The 17349-nt window shown below is 62.2% G+C and carries 17 protein-coding genes; 5 read left to right on the top strand and 12 right to left on the bottom strand.

The window, feature by feature from the left end; genetic code table 11:
- Positions 1-263 precede the first annotated feature (263 nt).
- The 3 genes from ABWV89_RS09965 to ABWV89_RS09975 all read left to right on the top strand — a co-directional run bounded on the left by ABWV89_RS09965 (position 264) and on the right by ABWV89_RS09975 (position 2367).
- On the top strand, positions 264-1382 hold the full coding sequence (locus ABWV89_RS09965) for an alkene reductase (RefSeq protein ID WP_353396179.1): 1119 nt from the start codon (positions 264-266) through the stop codon (positions 1380-1382).
- A gap of 134 nt (positions 1383-1516) precedes the next feature.
- Positions 1517-1924, top strand: a complete 408-nt coding sequence (locus ABWV89_RS09970; protein ID WP_353396181.1) for a SirB2 family protein — start codon at positions 1517-1519, stop codon at positions 1922-1924.
- Positions 1921-2367: a YbaN family protein gene (locus ABWV89_RS09975; protein WP_353396182.1), complete on the top strand. Its 447-nt coding sequence runs from the start codon at positions 1921-1923 to the stop codon at positions 2365-2367. The genes ABWV89_RS09970 and ABWV89_RS09975 overlap by 4 nt, the downstream gene beginning before the upstream one ends.
- A gap of 326 nt (positions 2368-2693) precedes the next feature.
- On the opposite strand, the gene ABWV89_RS09980 is transcribed toward ABWV89_RS09975, so the two are convergent.
- The 8 genes from ABWV89_RS09980 to ABWV89_RS10015 form a co-directional block, all read right to left on the bottom strand.
- Complete coding sequence (locus ABWV89_RS09980; protein WP_353396184.1) at positions 2694-3887, bottom strand: phosphoglycerate kinase; 1194 nt, start codon at positions 3885-3887, stop codon at positions 2694-2696.
- A 200-nt stretch (positions 3888-4087) separates the two neighbouring features.
- The gene (locus ABWV89_RS09985; RefSeq protein WP_353396186.1) at positions 4088-5773 is read right to left on the bottom strand and encodes a phosphoethanolamine transferase; all 1686 of its coding nucleotides are present in this window, start codon (positions 5771-5773) and stop codon (positions 4088-4090) included.
- Between the two features lie 78 nt (positions 5774-5851).
- Positions 5852-7219 (bottom strand): sensor histidine kinase, encoded by a 1368-nt coding sequence (locus tag ABWV89_RS09990; RefSeq protein WP_353396188.1) that lies wholly within the window; start codon positions 7217-7219, stop codon positions 5852-5854.
- A gap of 6 nt (positions 7220-7225) precedes the next feature.
- Entirely contained in the window at positions 7226-7924 is a 699-nt protein-coding gene (locus ABWV89_RS09995; RefSeq protein WP_353396191.1) for a response regulator, read from the bottom strand.
- Positions 7925-7984: 60 nt separating this feature from the next.
- Positions 7985-9004 carry an NAD-dependent epimerase/dehydratase family protein gene (locus ABWV89_RS10000; RefSeq protein ID WP_353396193.1) on the bottom strand — a complete coding sequence of 340 codons (1020 nt, stop codon included), beginning with the start codon at positions 9002-9004 and terminating at the stop codon, positions 7985-7987.
- Positions 9001-10746 (bottom strand): ArnT family glycosyltransferase, encoded by a 1746-nt coding sequence (locus tag ABWV89_RS10005; protein WP_353396195.1) that lies wholly within the window; start codon positions 10744-10746, stop codon positions 9001-9003. The genes ABWV89_RS10000 and ABWV89_RS10005 overlap by 4 nt, the downstream gene beginning before the upstream one ends.
- On the bottom strand, positions 10739-11425 hold the full coding sequence (locus tag ABWV89_RS10010; protein WP_353396196.1) for a TVP38/TMEM64 family protein: 687 nt from the start codon (positions 11423-11425) through the stop codon (positions 10739-10741). Before ABWV89_RS10010 ends, ABWV89_RS10005 begins: the two co-directional genes overlap by 8 nt.
- Positions 11409-12197, bottom strand: a complete 789-nt coding sequence (locus tag ABWV89_RS10015; protein WP_353396198.1) for a glycosyltransferase family 2 protein — start codon at positions 12195-12197, stop codon at positions 11409-11411. The genes ABWV89_RS10010 and ABWV89_RS10015 overlap by 17 nt, the downstream gene beginning before the upstream one ends.
- A gap of 164 nt (positions 12198-12361) precedes the next feature.
- Here ABWV89_RS10015 and ABWV89_RS10020 point away from each other — a divergent pair, with 164 nt between their 5' ends.
- The gene (locus ABWV89_RS10020) at positions 12362-13126 is read left to right on the top strand and encodes a phosphatase PAP2 family protein (protein WP_353396201.1); all 765 of its coding nucleotides are present in this window, start codon (positions 12362-12364) and stop codon (positions 13124-13126) included.
- Here ABWV89_RS10020 and ABWV89_RS10025 read toward each other — a convergent pair.
- The 4 genes from ABWV89_RS10025 to def form a co-directional block, all read right to left on the bottom strand.
- Positions 13074-13409: an AzlD domain-containing protein gene (locus tag ABWV89_RS10025; protein WP_353396202.1), complete on the bottom strand. Its 336-nt coding sequence runs from the start codon at positions 13407-13409 to the stop codon at positions 13074-13076. The genes ABWV89_RS10020 and ABWV89_RS10025 overlap by 53 nt on opposite strands.
- Entirely contained in the window at positions 13402-14145 is a 744-nt protein-coding gene (locus tag ABWV89_RS10030; protein WP_353396204.1) for an AzlC family ABC transporter permease, read from the bottom strand. The genes ABWV89_RS10025 and ABWV89_RS10030 overlap by 8 nt, the downstream gene beginning before the upstream one ends.
- A gap of 74 nt (positions 14146-14219) precedes the next feature.
- Positions 14220-15239 (bottom strand): methionyl-tRNA formyltransferase, encoded by a 1020-nt coding sequence (gene fmt / locus ABWV89_RS10035; protein ID WP_353396207.1) that lies wholly within the window; start codon positions 15237-15239, stop codon positions 14220-14222.
- A gap of 7 nt (positions 15240-15246) precedes the next feature.
- A complete protein-coding gene (def, locus tag ABWV89_RS10040) occupies positions 15247-15768 on the bottom strand; it encodes a peptide deformylase (RefSeq protein WP_353396209.1) in 522 nt (173 codons plus the stop codon).
- Positions 15769-16042: 274 nt separating this feature from the next.
- On the opposite strand from def, the gene ABWV89_RS10045 reads away from it, so the two are divergent.
- Positions 16043-17347: a LysM peptidoglycan-binding domain-containing protein gene (locus ABWV89_RS10045; RefSeq protein ID WP_353396211.1), complete on the top strand. Its 1305-nt coding sequence runs from the start codon at positions 16043-16045 to the stop codon at positions 17345-17347.
- The last annotated feature ends 2 nt before the right edge of the window (positions 17348-17349 follow it).

Raw genomic sequence — 17349 nt, forward strand, 5'->3', positions numbered from 1 at the left:
GCCCGAATTGTGGCCAAAAGCCTGGCGCTTGTGTGTCACCTTCCAATTGCCCCTTCGCACAGAAAGCAGTCATCCGTGTGATGGAAGGTCTTTGGGTTTCGGATTAGTCTGTGGTTTTCAAGGGCTCAATGCCGACATTCCGTTCCCCCTCACCTCACATCCCAACTGTGACAACCCGATCAACAGACAGACAGACAGACAGACTGATTGATTGATTGTTGATTGATAGAAAGATAGAAAGATAGAAAGCGAGAGACCTCTTCATGTCCACGACCACCACCTTGTTCGACCCCACCGAAGTCGGCGCCTGGCGCCTGCACAACCGCGTCGTCATGGCGCCGCTGACTCGCAACCGCGCGCCCGACGCCATTCCCACCGACCTGATGGCCACCTACTATGAGCAACGGGCCAGTGCAGGCCTTATCATCACCGAGGCCACCGCCATCAGTCCCACAGCGCAAGGCTATGCAGATGTTCCCGGCCTCTATGGCACCGAGCAGATCGACGGCTGGAAGAAGGTGACCCATGCCGTGCACAGGGCGGGCGGCAAGATCGTGACCCAGCTGTGGCACGTCGGGCGCATCTCTCATGTGGAGCTGCAACCTGATCACCAAAAGCCGGTGGCGCCTTCTGCCATTCGCGCCGAAGCGCAAACCGTGCTCATCAAGGAAGGCAAGCCCGAGTTCCAGCCCACCTCCGAACCACGCGCCCTGCGCTCCGAGGAGATCCCGGGCATTGTCCAGGACTACCGCCATGCGGCCCAGAATGCCATCGCGGCCGGCTTCGACGGTGTGGAGATCCACGCCGCCAATGGCTACCTGATCGACCAGTTCCTCAAGACCGGCGCCAACCAGCGCAAGGACGACTACGGCGGCCCCATCGAGAACCGAGCCCGTCTGCTGCTGGAAGTGGTGCGCGCCATCACGGAGGCCATCGGCGCAGATCGCGTCGGCATTCGCCTCTCCCCGGTGACGCCGGCCAACGGCATCGATGATGCCGACCCACAACCCCTCTTCGAATATGTGGTCAAGCAGTTGGCCCCCCTGCACCTGGCCTACCTGCACATCATCGAAGGTTCCACCGGCGGCCCGCGCGAGCTGCCCGAGCGCCCCTTCGACTACGGTGCACTCAAGACCGCCTACCAGATGGCGGGCGGCAAAGGCGCCTGGATGGTCAACAACGGCTATGACCTGCCGCTGGCCAATGAAGCGCTGGCCGAAGGCGCCGACCTGGTGGCGTTCGGCCGTTCGTTCATCTCCAACCCTGATCTGGTGGCGCGCCTTCGCGCCGGCGGACCATTCAACAAGGCACACCGGGTCACGTTCTACGGTGGTGGCGCAGAAGGCTACACGGATTACCCGACGCTGGATCAGGCAGGCTGAAGCGTGGGCGGCCGCAGATCGCCTCTGCCGGGCCGATGAAAAGAAATGGGCGTGAAAACACGTACAGTTGTTTTGGCGCCCGCCACCCTCACCGCCTATGATGGGGCCTCATACGATTCAATGAGGCCTCTTTTTTGTTCATCACACGCGCCTACCCGCTTGTCCACGACGCCCACGTTTTGCTGGTCGGTCTGAGCGGCGCGTTGTTCGCTGCTCGTGGCCTCGGGGTACAGCTTGGTATGGCCTGGGCCATGGCTCGAAAGGTGCGCATGGCCAGTGTCTACATCGATGTCGCCCTTCTGGCTGCGGGTGTCTGGCTATGGTTCATGCTGGGGTTTCACCCACTGCACGACACCTGGTTGGGCGTCAAACTGGGCTTGCTGGTGGTGTACATCCTACTGGGCACCATGGCGCTCAAGCGTGCCAAGGGGCGCTTGAACAAGGCCGCGTTTTTCTTGCTGGCCCTGGGTTGCTATGGGTGGATGATTTCCATTGCGGTGACCAAACACCCACTGGGCTTTTTCAAAGGGGTACTCGCATGAGTGAGCGCGAGAGCTCAACGGCCAACACCGTCTCTGGCTACGTGCCAGGAGAGTGTCCTGCCAAGCCACCTGCGCGCAAGCTGGTGCGGGTGCTGCTCGCGATCGCCGGGGGTATCTCGCTCGCACTCGGCGTCGTCGGCGTGGTGTTGCCCGGCTTGCCTACTACACCCTTTATTCTGCTCACAGCCTTCTGCTGGGCCAAAGCCTCACCACGACTGCACCGCCGGCTGCTCGATCACAAATGGACCGGCCCCTTGTTGCGCGACTGGGAAGCCAACCGAAGCCTCACTGTGCGCACCAAAGCCATCGCCGTCTGCTCGATGCTGGTGATGGTGTGTATCTCCGCCTGGGGCTTTCGCGAACGCCCGCTGGCCGTGGCCACGCTGCTGGCCTTGGCGGCGGTAGGTGCCTGGGTTGTGCTTCGGATTCCGACAAGAAAATAGGGCCCCCACGCTCCGCCGCTGCGCGGGTCGCTGCCCCCCGAGGGGGCGCGATTTGCCTTGGGGCGGCCCGGCGGCAAATCCTTCTTCCCCAACGCCACCGTTGCGCTGCGACGCCGACCGGGAAACCCGGATCGGCCGCACCCTCGGTTTGGGGTATTTCGCTCCGGAAAGTCGACTCCCCCGCCGCGCTGCGCGCGTCCCCCTCTAGGGGGCGCTACGATCCGGACCGGGAAACCCGGGTCCGCCGCACCCTCGGTTTGGGGCACTTTTCACACCAACAAAAAAGGAGCCTCCTGGCTCCCTTTTTGTTTTGCTGAAGGAATTCTTCAGCCTGCGCGGCGAGCCAGCACTTCAAATGCGGGCAGCGTTTTGCCTTCCAGCACTTCCAGGAAAGCGCCGCCGCCGGTGGAGATGTAGCCCACCTGCTTTTCGATGCCGTATTTGGCAATCGCTGCCAGCGTATCGCCACCGCCGGCGATGCTGAAGGCGTCGGATTCGGCGATGGCTTTGGCCACTTCCTTGGTGCCGTTTTCGAACGCATCGAATTCGAACACGCCCACAGGGCCGTTCCACACAACAGTGCCAGCGGCCTTGAGCTTCTCGGCCAGGATCTTGGCGGTTTCAGGGCCGATATCGAGGATCATGTCGTCCTCGGCCACGTCGGCAGCCTTCTTGACTTCGGCCTTGGCCGTGGGGCTGAATTCCTTGGCCGTCACCACGTCCACCGGGATCGGCACTTCTGCGCCGCGTGCCTTCATCGCTTCGATCACGGCCTTGGCGTCGCCCACCAGATCGGGCTCAGCCAGACTCTTGCCGATGGGCAGGCCAGCGGCGAGCATGAAGGTGTTGGCAATGCCGCCACCCACAATCAGGCCATCCACGTTCTTGCTCAGCGACTGCAAAATGGTCAGCTTGGTCGACACCTTGGAGCCAGCCACAATGGCCACCAGCGGACGCTTGGGATTGGCCAGGGCTTTGGAGATGGCATCCATCTCTGCCGCCAGCAGCGGACCGGCACTGGCCACCGGCGCAGTTTCAGCAATGCCGTAGGTCGTGCCCTCGGCGCGGTGAGCGGTTCCGAACGCGTCGTGCACAAACACATCGCACAGGGCACCCAGCTTCTTGGCCAGCTCAGGGTCGTTTTTCTTCTCGCCTTTGTTCAGGCGACAGTTTTCCAGCAGCACCACTTCGCCCGGTGCCACAGAGAAATCGCCGTCGATCCAGCCAGAAATCAGGCGTACCGAGCGATCGAGCAGCTGGCCAAGGCGGGCAGCCACAGGCTTGAGGGAATCTTCAGGTTTGAATTCGCCTTCCTTGGGGCGACCCAGGTGAGAGGTCACCATGACTGCAGCGCCAGCCTTCAGTGCCATTTCAATGGCCGGGACACTGGCACGCACCCGCGTGTCTTCTGTGATGTTGCCCTGATCGTCGAGTGGAACGTTCAGGTCGGCACGGATAAAAACCCGTTTGCCTTCAACTTTGCCCTGGGCGCACAGATCGGAAAAGCGAATGAATTGCATGAAGAAACCTTTTCGAGCCGGCATCGGCCGGTGCTGTGAGAAACACGTCAGTCCAAGCCGGCCATTGTAGGAAATTTGAAACGGCTAGGCACACGACCTTTGTCACCGCCAGCATCACAGCGCAACTCGCTCGAGTTCAGGTTTTCTCACGCTTGGGAAGGCTGCAACAAAGCACCTTCTCCATCATACCCCCCAGAGCATCAAGTCGGCCACCGCAGACCGCAGCCATTGACGATGTCGAGGTCTGGGTTGTAAGCCGTGGTTCGCACCCCGGTCAGCCTGAGGACCGTGTGAAACACGTTGTCGTGCGAATATGGCTCGTTGGCATGGCGTCTAAGGCACGGCCAGTCGTAGCCCCGATGATTGCGCGTGCTCTGTGAAGCCCACATCGCCATCGGCACATGGGTTTGCTCTTGCGGTGCAAACGCATAAGGCACACCATGCAGATACACGCCACCCTCACCCAGTGATTCGCCGTGGTCGGAGACGTACACCCATGTCACGTCGTTCAGGCCCCTGTCCGAACGCCGCTGCGCCCATTCCAGCGTTTTGCCCAGAAAGTGATCCGTGTAGGCGATCGAGTTGTCGTAGGCATTGCGGATGGATGACTCGTCACACTCGCTCAGAGACTGGCGATCGCACTCCGGCGCGAATCGTTTGAAGGCTTGCGGGCTGCGCTTGTAGTAGGCAGGGCCATGGCTGCCCATCTGGTGCATCACCACCACCACACCGCGCGCTGCGCGCACCGGGTCCAGTGCAGCGATCCTCTGCTCAAGCCCTTCGAGCATGATCTCATCGTGGCACTCTCCCGTTGCACAGTAGCGCGGGTCCTCCGCCTCTCGTGTGCTCACGTGGGTCACCCGGTTACAAACACCTTTGCAACCCGACTGGTTGTCCAGCCACAGCACGGCCAGTCCGGCTCGCTGCAACACATCCAGCAGGTTTTCCTGATGCTGTGTCTCGTCACCCCCGTTGTCCTTCGTCAGTGGTGAGAAGATGCAGGGCAATGACACATGCGTGTTGGTGCCGCACGATGACACCTGGTCAAAGTAGATCAGGCCACGCTGCGATCGCCACGTCTTGAGTTCAGGTGTCGTCGCGCGCTCATACCCCCCGATGCCGAAGTTGTCCGCGCGCGCAGTCTCCCCAACCACCAGTAGCAACATGGGCGGGGGTGCCAAGCTGCTGCCCGAGGGCACAACAAGCTCGGCATCCTGCCCGACAGGCGTCATGGCGATGGCTTTGCTCGGCCAGCTCTCGGCGAGCAAAACGCCCCCACCCCAGACCGAGTTGAGCGGGTTCATCATGAATCGAACAGGCTTGTGGTTGCGCATGAGCGACGCCACACCCTGGTATTGCACCATGACGGCTGCCACCGCCACCGCCAGTCCCGCCACCATGCCCAGCACATTGGTCAGACACTGCCGCCCCAGGGTAAGCCGCGCCACGGGACGGCGCCATATCCACCACAAGGGCAAGGCGCTCAAGAGGCCGGTGACCAGAAAGAGTCGGACGCTGAGCAGATCCTGCACTTCCCGGGCGTCTGTGTGAACCACATTGACCAACATGGTGCTGTCGATGACAACGCCATATGTCCACATGAAGTAGGAACTGAAAGCGGACGCCAGGACCAGGCCAGTGGCCACGGGGCGAAGCAGCCGCGACCAGTTCACTGCAGCCAGCAGTACCACGACCAAACCCGCAATGGCCACCGCCATAGAGGCCGTCATGGCCCAGCGTTGCACCGAAGACCCTGCAATCTCGCCGATACGCTGCCACAAGGGAAGATTCCCCGCCAAGGCCAGGTACGCTGCCAGCAAGGATGCAAAAAGCCAGAAAGGCGTTGAAGATGAGGGGGGCCGTGCCTCCCGGAAAGCAATGGACATCGACGGGACGACGCGAACAGCGTGTTGCCAGGGTCCCGGAAGTCTGTTGTCGAAACCTTAAATGAACATTAGGAAGCCTCAGCGCCCGGGCCAGCTCAGCCAGAAGCGGGTGGTCATGGGGGGCTGACCGGTATCGCGTCGCAATTGCGCACCGCAGGCGTCGGCCAGACGCTCCACCAGCCTCAGCCCCAGCCCCAGCCCTCCTCGCTCGGCGCGATCGGAGGCGGGTATGTGCGCGTCCTGACCGCGCTGTCCGTCATCGCTCACCGTCACGTGGGTGCTGCCGTCGTCCTGCCAGATGTCCACCCTGACCTGCGTCCCCTGCGGCGTATGGCGAACGGCGTTGTCAATCAGGTTGCGCATGGCCAGTTCCACCAGCAAGGGCGGAGCGGCCACCTTCACCGGCGCCTCTGGCGATTCAAGCGAAAGGTCATGCCCTGAGGCCATGTCTTTTGGCGCGATATCGCTGAGCAGCGCCACGGCGATCGCACCGAGATCAGCTTCTTCACGACTGTCTTCACTGGAGCGTTGTGCGCGGGCCAGATCGAGCAGCTGCTGGAGAATCCGGCCGGCCCGCAAACTCTGCTGCTGCAAGACTTCCAGCTGTTCGGGGGTGGGGTTCTGCTTCGCCGCCCGCGCCTGAAGCGCAATCGCAGACAGGGGCGTGCGCAACTCGTGCGCGACATCGGAGGCGAACGCCCTCTCGCGCTCGGCCTGCTCCTGCAAGGAGTCGACCAGGGAGTTGATGGCGTGAACTGTGCTGGCAAACTCCGAAAACGCCTCGCCTGTCTCAAGGCGCTCCCCTGACCGCAGATTCAACGCGGCAATCCGGGAAGATAGCCGGTCCAACGGCCGCAGCCCGCGACCCATGGCCCACCACAGCAAGGCAGCCACCAGAGGGAACAGGAGCACGGCCGGCTCGACCACATGCGAAGCAATTTCGTAGCCCACCTCATACCCGTGTTGCGTATCGAGCAGCACCGCCACTGCACGCACTTGACCAAGCGCATCCTGCCCTCGCGTCATGTACATGCGGTAGAGGACATCTCGTCCTGTGCCTGGCGATCGCCAATGCATGTCTTGCAAGCCCAGCGCCATGTCGGGCCGCAAACCCAGGCGGTCAACCATGCCATGGGAGTCACGCACCACCTGACCATCACGCCACTGCACATAGGCCAGGTCCAGCGCATACTCCTCGTGTTCCACCCGGTGGGCTTCCTCCGTGACGGAGATCGGCGCATCTTCTTTCGGCCAGGGAGCGAACAGAACGCCACGCCCCACCGAGATCAGCTGCCCGTCCGGAATTTCCTCATCGATTTCATGGTACGCCGTCCACCAGGCGAGCAAACCGGTCACCAGCCAGACCAGCACCACCGCACCCATGGCCCACCGCAACAGGTATCGCTTGAGGGACGGCAGGCGAAGGACGTCTGATGACTTGCCCAAGGCGCTTCACCCCTCATCGGGGATGAAGTAACCCACCCCCCGAACAGTCTTGATCAACTGGTCGCCCAGCTTCTTTCGCAAGTGGTGCACATGCACCTCGATGGCATTGCTCTCGACAGACTCGCCGAAACCGTACAGAGCAGATTCCAGGCGAGAGCGGGACATCACCCGTGGACTCGCCTGCAGCATGGCCAGCAGCACAGCGAACTCCTTCGCGCCGAGCGGCACGACCACGCCGCCTTTTTCGACCACGTGCGAAGCCGGGTCCACCACAAGATCACCTCGCTGGATCACAGGCCGGCTGCGTCCCGCAGAGCGCCGCAACATCGCCCGCATGCGCGCCTGCAGTTCATCCGCATTGAAGGGCTTGATCACGTAATCATCCGCACCCGTGTCCAGGCCGATGATCCGGTCTGTCACGCCGTCGCGTGCCGTCATGATCAGCACCGGCAAATCCGGGTGCGGCAATGCCTCCTGTACGCCACTCTTCGAGCCAGCCTGGCTTCTCAGCCTCTGAAGCAAGTCCAGGCCTTCGCCGTCGGGCAGCCCCAGGTCCAGCAGCACGGCATCAAAGGGCTCAGCCTGCAGGGACAGCCATGCGTCCTTCACCGTCGAGCAAGCATCCACCGCATAGCCGGCATTGCGAAGGTTGTCGCTCAGGCCTTGCGCAATGGCAGCGTCGTCCTCAACGATCAGAACCCTCATGGCTACAACACTCCTGTTCGGTCAACGGCTCAATGAGCCAGGATTCGCCAGCTGCCTGAATCACTCACCTGGCGATCCGGTGCGTGGATAGTATGTACGGTACCACTCGACAAAGCGCTTCACACCCTCTTCGATCGGCGTGCCGGGCACATCGCCGATCAACGCTTTGAGGGCAGTCACGTCGGCCCAGGTCTCCGGCACGTCGCCCTGCTGCATGGGCAGCATTTCCTTGATCGCCTCTGTCCCCAGCGCCGCCTCGATGCATTCGACAAATCGCATGAGCATCACGGGCGAACTGTTGCCCACATTGAGCACCCTGTGTGCCGGCTCCTTCCCCGATGCAACGGGAGGTCGCGACAGCACGCGCACAACCGCATCCACCACATCGTCCACATAGGTGAAATCGCGCCGCATCTGACCATGGTTGTACACCTGGATGGACTCTCCTGCCAGGATCGCGCGCACAAACTTGAAGATGGCCATGTCGGGACGACCCCATGGCCCATAGACGGTGAACAGACGCAACCCACTGGACGGGATCCCGAACAGGTGGCTGTAGCTGTGCACCATGAGCTCATTCGCCTTCTTGCTCGCAGCGTAGAGCGATACCGGACGATCGGTGACCTTGTCTTCCGACAGCGGCATGGTGTTCGATGCGCCGTACACAGAGCTTGACGAGGCATACACCAGATGTTTCACACCCTGATGACGGCAGCCTTCGAGCAAGGTCATCATGCCGGCCATGTTGCTGTCCACGTAGGCCATCGGGTGATCCACCGAGTAGCGGACCCCGGCCTGTGCCGCCAGGTGCACAACCTCATCGAATGGCTCCGCCTTGAACAATCGGGCCATGCCTTCCCGGTCGGCAAGATCGAGATGTGCAAACCGGAACCCCTCGCGCGCCGTCAACCGGGCCAGTCGATCCTGTTTCAGCTGCAGGTCGTAGTAGTTGTTGAGGCTATCGAGCCCCAGCACGTCAGCCCCCATGTCGAGCAACCTGTGCGCAACATGGGAACCGATAAAGCCTGCGGCGCCGGTCACCAGGACGCGCCGCTCAGGCCCGCTTGTTTGCTCTTTCATTCCAGAATATCCATTCGCTGCGGCGCATAGTGGTATCGCCTCGATGTCTCAGGGAGCTCGCAGGACTCCCGCATGGCCGACGCATCCAGCCACAGCCAGTCGCGTCGATGCGCATTGTCCAGCCGCTGAGAGCGGCCCATGTTGAAGCAGGAAAGCTTCAAACCATCAGGCACCACGATACCTCTGCTCGCGGGCGCTTCCTTCATCCATTGCCATGCGTTACGTTCCTGCGCTTGCACCGGCGCCAGATAGCTGAAGTGCGTCAGCGGCCGGTGCGTGAACAGCAGCAACTGCTCCTTGAACTCGATCAAACCCACTTCAGTTGATGCAGGCACCTTCTGCTCCAGCGCATCCATCACATTGCGCGGTGTGCGGTGAGGGTCCATCAGCGGCCAGATCCACAGTGCGACGAACACCCAGCAAAGCACGGACACCCATGCGAGTTGCTGAAACAGTCCTCGCCGCCAGGTCAATGCCACGGCGGCGAAGACGACCGCCCCCAGCACCATGAAGGGCCATGCCATGGACTGCAGCGCCTCGCCATACTCCCGGGCCTTGGCAACCAGTTCACCCGGACTGACCAGCAGCCATGCGCCCAGGCCCAGCAAAGCCGCCCCCAACAGCAACACGACAAGGCGCAACAGGCCTGCCGTCCAGCCGCCACGCCCGGCCATCTCAACCCGGTCCCAGGTGGCAGCCACCACCAGGCTCAGCATGGGCAATGCAGGGAAAATATAGACTTCACGCTTGCCGCTGCTGAGCGAGAAAAACAGCACCACCAGGGCTACCCAGCCCAGCAGCACGCGTGCACGCGCGTCTTGCCGCGAGAGTTGCCCCAGCATTCGCCACTGCGGCACCAGCAACAAGACCAGCGGCAGCCACACCACCGGGATGCCCTGGCTCAGGAAGTAGTGCCAGGGCCGGATGTGCCCCCATGCATTGGCGTAGCGCTGCGCGGTTTGCCTGAACAGAATGTTGTTGCGGTAGGCCTCCAGCTCTGCAGTGCCTTCGGCCTGTACCGTCAGCAGCATCGGCACCAGCCAGCAGGCCAGCGTCAACAGCAGCAAAGCCAGGCCCCACCAGGCGCGCGCCGACCAGACCCGACCCGTGGCGTCCGCACTGACCTCTCGACGCCAGATGGCCAGAGGTATCAGCATCAGGACTGGCAAGAAGCCCACGCCTTTGGTCATGATGCCCAGCGCCATGGCCACAAACGCCACACCGTACCAGCGCCAGCTCGGGCCAAGGACAAAATGGCGGATCAGCCCATAACACCCCAGGGTGATCCAGAAGCACACCAGCGCGTCAATCTGTGCCGCCTTGGCCTGCAACAGAAATTGCGGAGTGAACACCAGTGCCAGCACCGCCAGGGTGGCCACGCGTGTGCTCCACAGCCGGCGGCCAAGATCGAACACCAGCGCCGCCGTGCCCAGCCCGGCCAGGGCACTGGGCAGCAAAAAAGCCAGCTTCAGCGATCCGAGCAACTGATAGCACGCGGCCACCAGCCACATGAAGACCGGCGGTTTGTCGGGATAGTACTCACCACCACGTGTGGGAAACAGCCATTGCCCGGACTCCACCATTTCACGGGCGATCTGGGCAAAGCGTGGCTCATCCGCCGGCCAGGGTGCGCGCATGCCCATGCCGGCGAACAAGGCCACCAGGGCCAGGGCGAACAGCGCGACACTCCAGGCATCCAGACCCCGGTTTGCAGGTGTATCACCAGCGCGCAACTCAGACATCGGCCCGGGGCCTGCGCAGCGCACCCATGCGCTGCTTGAAGCCATTGTGATAGAGGTAGAGCGCCAGTGCACTGGACCCCACCAGCAAAGCCAGGCTGATGTAGATCTGCGAGCTGTCATGGAGCGCCACACCGGCACCGGCATAGGCAAACAGCAGGCTCTGCGGCAGATACCCCAGCAGGCTCCCCAGCAGCACCGACGATGTGCGCAGGCCAGCCAGCGCTGCCGCGACATTGGTCGCCAGGTTGCTGCCCACGGGCATCAATCGCACGATGCACACCCATAGCCAGGTGTCCTCCGCCAGGACTTCTCGAACGCGCTCGACTTTTTCTCCGTGTTTGCGCATCACCCAGTCCATGCCAACCTGTCTGACCACCATGATGGCCACCCAGGCGCCCGCGCCCGTCAGCAGAGCACTCACCACCCCACCGGCAAAACCGCCGAGCAAGTAACCACAACTGAAAGCCAGTACTTGCCTGGGCCCTCCCAGAGCGGTGTAGATGATCGAGCCAGAAACAAACACCGGCCAGGCCACCATCCAGTGCTGCGCAAACAGACTGCGAAGCAGGGCTTCTTCAGTCACATCGCCAAACCAGCCGAAATGCAGCGCAGCAAAGCCCACGGCCAGGACGACCGAGAGGAGAAAGGGTTTGAGAATCAGCTTAGCGCCCGACTTCACGAATCGATTCCGTCTTGGCCACCACCGGACACTTGCTTCGCTGGATGAGCCAGCGCACCCCGAACATGTCCACAATGCCGACCCACACCCGATTCCAGGCGGTGTATTTGGAGACCCCCGCCTGACGGTGGCGGTGGTTGACCGGCACCACAGCGATTTCCCCGCCAAGGCGACGCACCAGCGCAGGAATGTAGCGATGCATGTGATTGAAGTACGGCAGCAACACCCAGCTGGCACGCGGGATCAGCTTAAGGCCACATCCCGTGTCAGGCACGCCATCATCCAGGATTTGGCGCCGCACCGCATTGGCAATCTTTGACTGGATCTTCTTCCACTCCGTGTCCTTGCGCTTGTGGCGAAAGCCGGCAATGCAGAAATGCTCGGACCGGGCCGCCAGTTCTTCGGCCTGGCGCACCAGCGCCGGAATGTCGGCCGGGTCATTCTGGCCATCGCCATCGATGGTGACCAGGTAGCGCCCTTTCGCGTGGCGCGAAGCCGTCCACATCGCCGTGCTTTGTCCGCAGCTTTGCGCATGTGTGATCAGTTGGGCATTGATGCCAAGTTCCCTGCCATGCCTGAGAAACACGTCGGCGGTGCCATCCGTGCTTCCGTCATCCACCAGCACCACTTCAAACGTGCAGACCGGGCGCAAGGCAAGGGTGATCTCGTCCACCAGTGCGCCGATGTTTCCCGACTCGTCCTTGGCCGGAATCAGCACAGAGACCAAAGGCGTATCGGCGCTGAGGGCTGGTGATGGGTTGGCTGAAGACATGGTTTGGGGGGTTTCGGACCAGATTGAACACGGGGTCGCTTGTGGCGCCCCAGGTGGCAAAGCCCTATATTGTCGCTCCAAAATGGGGCGACCTGACCGACCCGGCACGCAGAAGCCCTCTTTTGCGTCACGATGAGCGCACTTAATCCGGATTTAAGCATGCCATGCCAGCATCGCCGGAAATGACCGTCGTCCGCCCTCACCCGCTCAGCCGACCCTGGGCGATTTTCCTTGCCTCCATGCTGTTGGCCATTGCCTGGGACCTGTCAGGCCTCGACATTCAGGTGGCGCATCTGGCGGGTACCCCCGACGGGTTTCCTCTCCAGCACGCCTGGTGGGCAGAACACATCCTCCACCATCGGTGGCGCCAGGTCTCTTTGGTGGGTGTGGGGCTGCTGGGCCTCTGGGCGTTCCGGCCCGGGCTGCGAACGGGTCAGCGACTGGAGCGCCGCACTGCCCTCACCTTGGTGGTGCTGTGTGTGGTGTCCATCAACATCATCAAATGGTTGAGCAGCACCAGTTGCCCATGGTCACTGGCTGTGTTTGGCGGCGAGGCGCAATACGTGTCCCACTGGGCTCTTGGCGCACATGATGGCGGATCTGGCCGTTGCTTCCCCAGCGGACATGCCACCACGGCTTTTGGCTTCCTCCCGTTGGGCCTGCTGTGGATAGCACCTTTGTCCGACACCAAACGAAAGCGCAGCACAGGTTGGCGTTGGATGGCCGGCTGTCTGTTGCTGGGCGCCGTGGCTGGCACGACGCAAGTGATTCGGGGCGCACATTACCCCAGCCATGTGGTCTGGACCGGCGTCATCTGTGCCGGCATCAGCCTGACCGGCTGGCACTGGCAGCTGGCCAGGCTGCGCCCCAAGGGCCTCACCACCCCAGTGCGAGATGCAAGGGAAGGTACACAGCCATCCCTGCAATGATGGTGCCCAGCACGCCGCGCCGCCAGAAGAACCAGGCGGCACCGGCCACGGCCGCAAACAGGCGGGCATCCTGCCAGGTGTCCACGAGTTGGCCCTTCACCGTGACGATCTCCGGTATGACCACCGCAGCCAAGGCCGCAATCGGCGCATACTGAAGGCCACGCTGAGCCCAGTGCGGCAGGGTCCAGTCGCGGCTGGAGATGAAGAACAGGCCACGCGTGAGCACCGTGATGGCGCCCAGCGCAATGAAGGTGACGAGGTTCCAGAAGTCAAGCTCAAGCATGGGCGCCCTTTCCACCACCTCCACCCATGGGCGTCTTCTCCAGCACCAGGCACAAAGCCACGGCACAAGCGATTGCGGCCAGGATGTTCAGCTTCAGGGGCAGCGACCAGGCAGCCACAGCCGCCGCGCCAGCGACCGCCGCCGAGACCACACGTAACGACGAGCTGGCCAGCGAACACAGCACGCCCAGCAGGGCCAGAATGCCGGCAAAGCCCAGGCCCCAGCTCAACGGGACAAAATTGGCCAGTGCAATACCCAGCAAGCTGGCGGACATCCAGGCCACGTAATTGACCAGACAGTTGCCCATCAGATAGGCCTGTTGCCGCTGGAGTGTCACTTCGTCCTGACCCGGGGCAGGATAGCGTTTGACGAAGAACACATAGCTCAGATCTGCAGTGAGGTACCCGGTGACCATTCGCTGCCACAGCGGCAGATGCATCACGTAGGGGCGCATGTGCGCCGAGAAAACGACGAAGCGCAGGTTCACGCAGAGCGCAGCGGCCAGAATCACCCACATGGGCGCTCCCGCAGCGAGCATTGGCAGCGCCGTCAGCTGCGCGCTGCCCGCATACACGATGAGGGTCATCAGTACCGCCTCCAGCGGTGACAACCCGCTTTGGACGATGGCGACACCCGTCATCAGACCCCAGGCAGCGATGCCCAGGCCCGTCGAGGACTGGTCACTCAGTCCTTCACGAAACTCGCGGTATTGGCGGTGTTGCGCTTGCCAGAACATACAGTCAACAAAAAAGAAAAAAACGGAGAAGAGGCAGCAAGACCACATACTGGCGACGGCCAGCATGCTCGGGCTCAGGACCCGGCGACCGCCCCCGGTGATGGCGACGACAGCACCTGACCAGTCGTCAATGCGAAGCCACGCAGGAATGCGTCAGCCGGCATGCGCTTTGCCCCTGCACGCTGCAATTCCGTCAGGCGAAGCTGGCCTTGGCCGGTCTGAACCACAATGCCTGACGCATCGGCCTGCAGGACCGCCCCCGGTGCGCTTTCGTCTGGCATGTCCCCAGCAAGCTTTTCCGCTTGCCAGACTTTGATCAATTCCTCGCCAAGGTGTGTCGTGGCTGCTGGAAACGGGTTGAAAGCCCGCACCCGACGTTCAATGACGTCGGCGCTCTGCGACCAGTCGATCTCCGCCTCAGCCTTGTCGATCTTGCTGGCGTAGGTCACGCCTTCTGCAGGCTGCGGTTTGGGCGCCAGAGCGCCGTCGGCAGCCAGGATCAGGGCTTCGACCATCATCTGCCCGCCAACATCGGCCAGCTGGTCATGCAAACTGCCCGTGGTGGCTTGACCGTCAATCGGCAGCCCCCGCACCAGCAGCATGTCTCCGGTATCGAGCCCCGCATCCATCTGCATGATGGTGACACCCGTCTCGGCATCGCCGGCTTCGATGGCCCGGTGAATGGGCGCCGCGCCGCGCCAGCGCGGCAACAAGGATGCATGGATATTGAAGCACCCCAAGCCAGCCAGGCCATGGGCGCGGCCACCTTCGGCCATTGTGTCGAGCACCCATTGCGGCAGGATCAGGCCATACGCGGCCACCACCATGGCATCGGCCTTGGCCGCCTCGATCGCCGCCTTGCCCGCCGCCGCATCGTCGGCAAATTTGCCATCCAGGCGCAGGCTGCGCGGCTGCGCGACCGGCATGCCATGGGCCACCGCATATTGCTTGACTGCCGACGCCTGAAGCTTCATGCCCCGGCCGGCCGGCCGGTCGGGCTGGGTCAGCACCAGTGCAATTTCATGACCAGCCTGGTGCAACTGCTCCAGGGCCACGCGCGCGAATTCGGGCGTACCCGCAAAGATCAGGCGCATGGTCGCATCAGGGCCGTGCAGCTTCGCGAGCGGCTTTGACCATTTTTGTCTTGATGCGCCCTTGCTTGAGCGGCGACAGGTATTCCACAAACACCTTGCCCATCAGGTGGTCCATTTCGTGCTGGATGCACACGGCCAGCATGCCCTCGGCCTCAATGACGCGGGACTCACCTTTTTCGTCCAGCGCTCGGACCTTGACGCCGATGGAGCGCTCGACACCGTCATAAATGCCGGGCACCGAAAGACAGCCCTCTTCGCCTTTGCGCTTTTCGTCGCTGGCCCATTCGATTTCAGGATTGATCAGCACCAGACGCTGATCCCGGCTCTCACTCACATCGATGACGATCAGCCGCTCGTGCACATCCACCTGTGTGGCCGCCAGACCGATGCCATGGGCGTCGTACATGGTGGCAAACATCTGCTCGATCAGGTCACGAATGCGCCCATCCACCGCCTCCACGGGCTTGGCGACTTTGTGCAGGCGCGGGTCTGGATAGCAGAGGATCGGGAGTAAGTCAGCTTGGCTCATAGGGAAATTGCTCATGTTGCAAGGCAGCATGCATGGCGTCCAGATGCATGGTTTACGCTCAGCACTTGCCGTTTTGTCGTTATTTTCGCCACTTTTGGGCTGCGCTGTGCGGCCAGAAAGCTATAAACATTGCCTAATCAAGGGCTTGGGCGCAAAATCAAAAGCGGATTGTCAAGAAAAACCGCCCTGGGTTTTGTCCGTCGAGTCCAGAATTCCGCCAGATGAAATGCAGGGCGCCTGCCCCAGGGGCCCCAACATGCCAATGAAGACAGAAATGACCGCATCCACACGCAAACAACACGCTGCCCGCACCTTGATCGGGGCAGCCGTTGCACTGACCGTGCTGACCACCGGCACCGCGTGGGCCCAGAAATACCCCATCACGGCCGGCCAGCGGGCCACCGCCAACCAGGTCGCCCAAGCGGGCGTGCCACTGAGCGAGCTCTCCCCCAGCGCACCTGATGAATACAAGGTCAAGCGCGGCGACACCCTGTGGGACATTTCCAAGGTCTTCCTCAAGAGCCCATGGCGCTGGCCTGAGCTCTGGGGCATGAACCTGGACGACATCAAGAACCCGCACCTGATCTACCCTGGCCAGATGCTGTATCTGGTGCGCGACGGCGATCGCGCGCGCCTGACGACACGCAAGGGCGGCACGATCAAGGTCTCGCCACGCGTGCGAACCGAAAGCCTGAAAGAATCGGCCATCCCGCCCGTCAACCTCCAGGCCATCCAGACCTTCCTGGACGAGCCTCTCATTGTTGATGAAGGCACCTTTGCCAAGGCGCCCCGCATTGTGGCCACCGAAGAAAAACGCGTCCTGCTCAGCCAGGGTGACCGTGCCTATGCCCGATCCGGCTACGGCCAGGAAGTCAGTGGTGAGGAACACCCGCTCCTGATCGGAAATGGTCTGCCACGCGACTATCGCGTGTTCCGCAACGCCGTTCCGCTCAAGGACCCTGAGACTGGTGAAGTGCTAGGCTACGAAGCGCAGTACGTTGGCAAGGCCCACCTGGTGCGCCCCGAAAGCAGCGAAAAAGCGCCTGTCGATCCGGACAAGCCGACTGGTGACGACGTCTACGAGTCCAACTACGAGAAGACCAGCCACAACGTCGAGCGCACCCAATTGCCCGATGCGAAGAAGGACAAGAAGGACGACATCCTCGTTCCTGCCACCATCGACATCCTCCACGCCAAGGAAGAGATGCGCACCGGCGACCGCCTCCTGCCGGAGCCTGACCGCGACTTCAGCACCTACGTGCCCAGCGCGCCAGATCCCGAGATGAAGGGACAGATCGTCTCCGTCTACGGAAACGGCGTCACCTATGCCGGACAAAACAACGTGGTGGCGATCAACCGCGGCACCAAAGACGGCATTCGTCAGGGACATGTTTTCTCCCTCCTGCGCGATCGCAAGATGATTGTCGACAAGACGGACGAGGCCCGCCCGGACATGCAGTTGCCAGGCGAGCTCAACGGCTTGATGATGGTTTTCCTGACGTTCGACCGCGTTTCCTATGCGCTGCTGCTGGAGACGTCGGATACCGTCGAGGTAGGCGACCACTTCGTCGCTCCCTGATA

The sequence above is a fragment of the Hydrogenophaga sp. 5NK40-0174 genome, from assembly GCF_040372165.1.
GTDB lineage: Bacteria > Pseudomonadota > Gammaproteobacteria > Burkholderiales > Burkholderiaceae_C > Hydrogenophaga.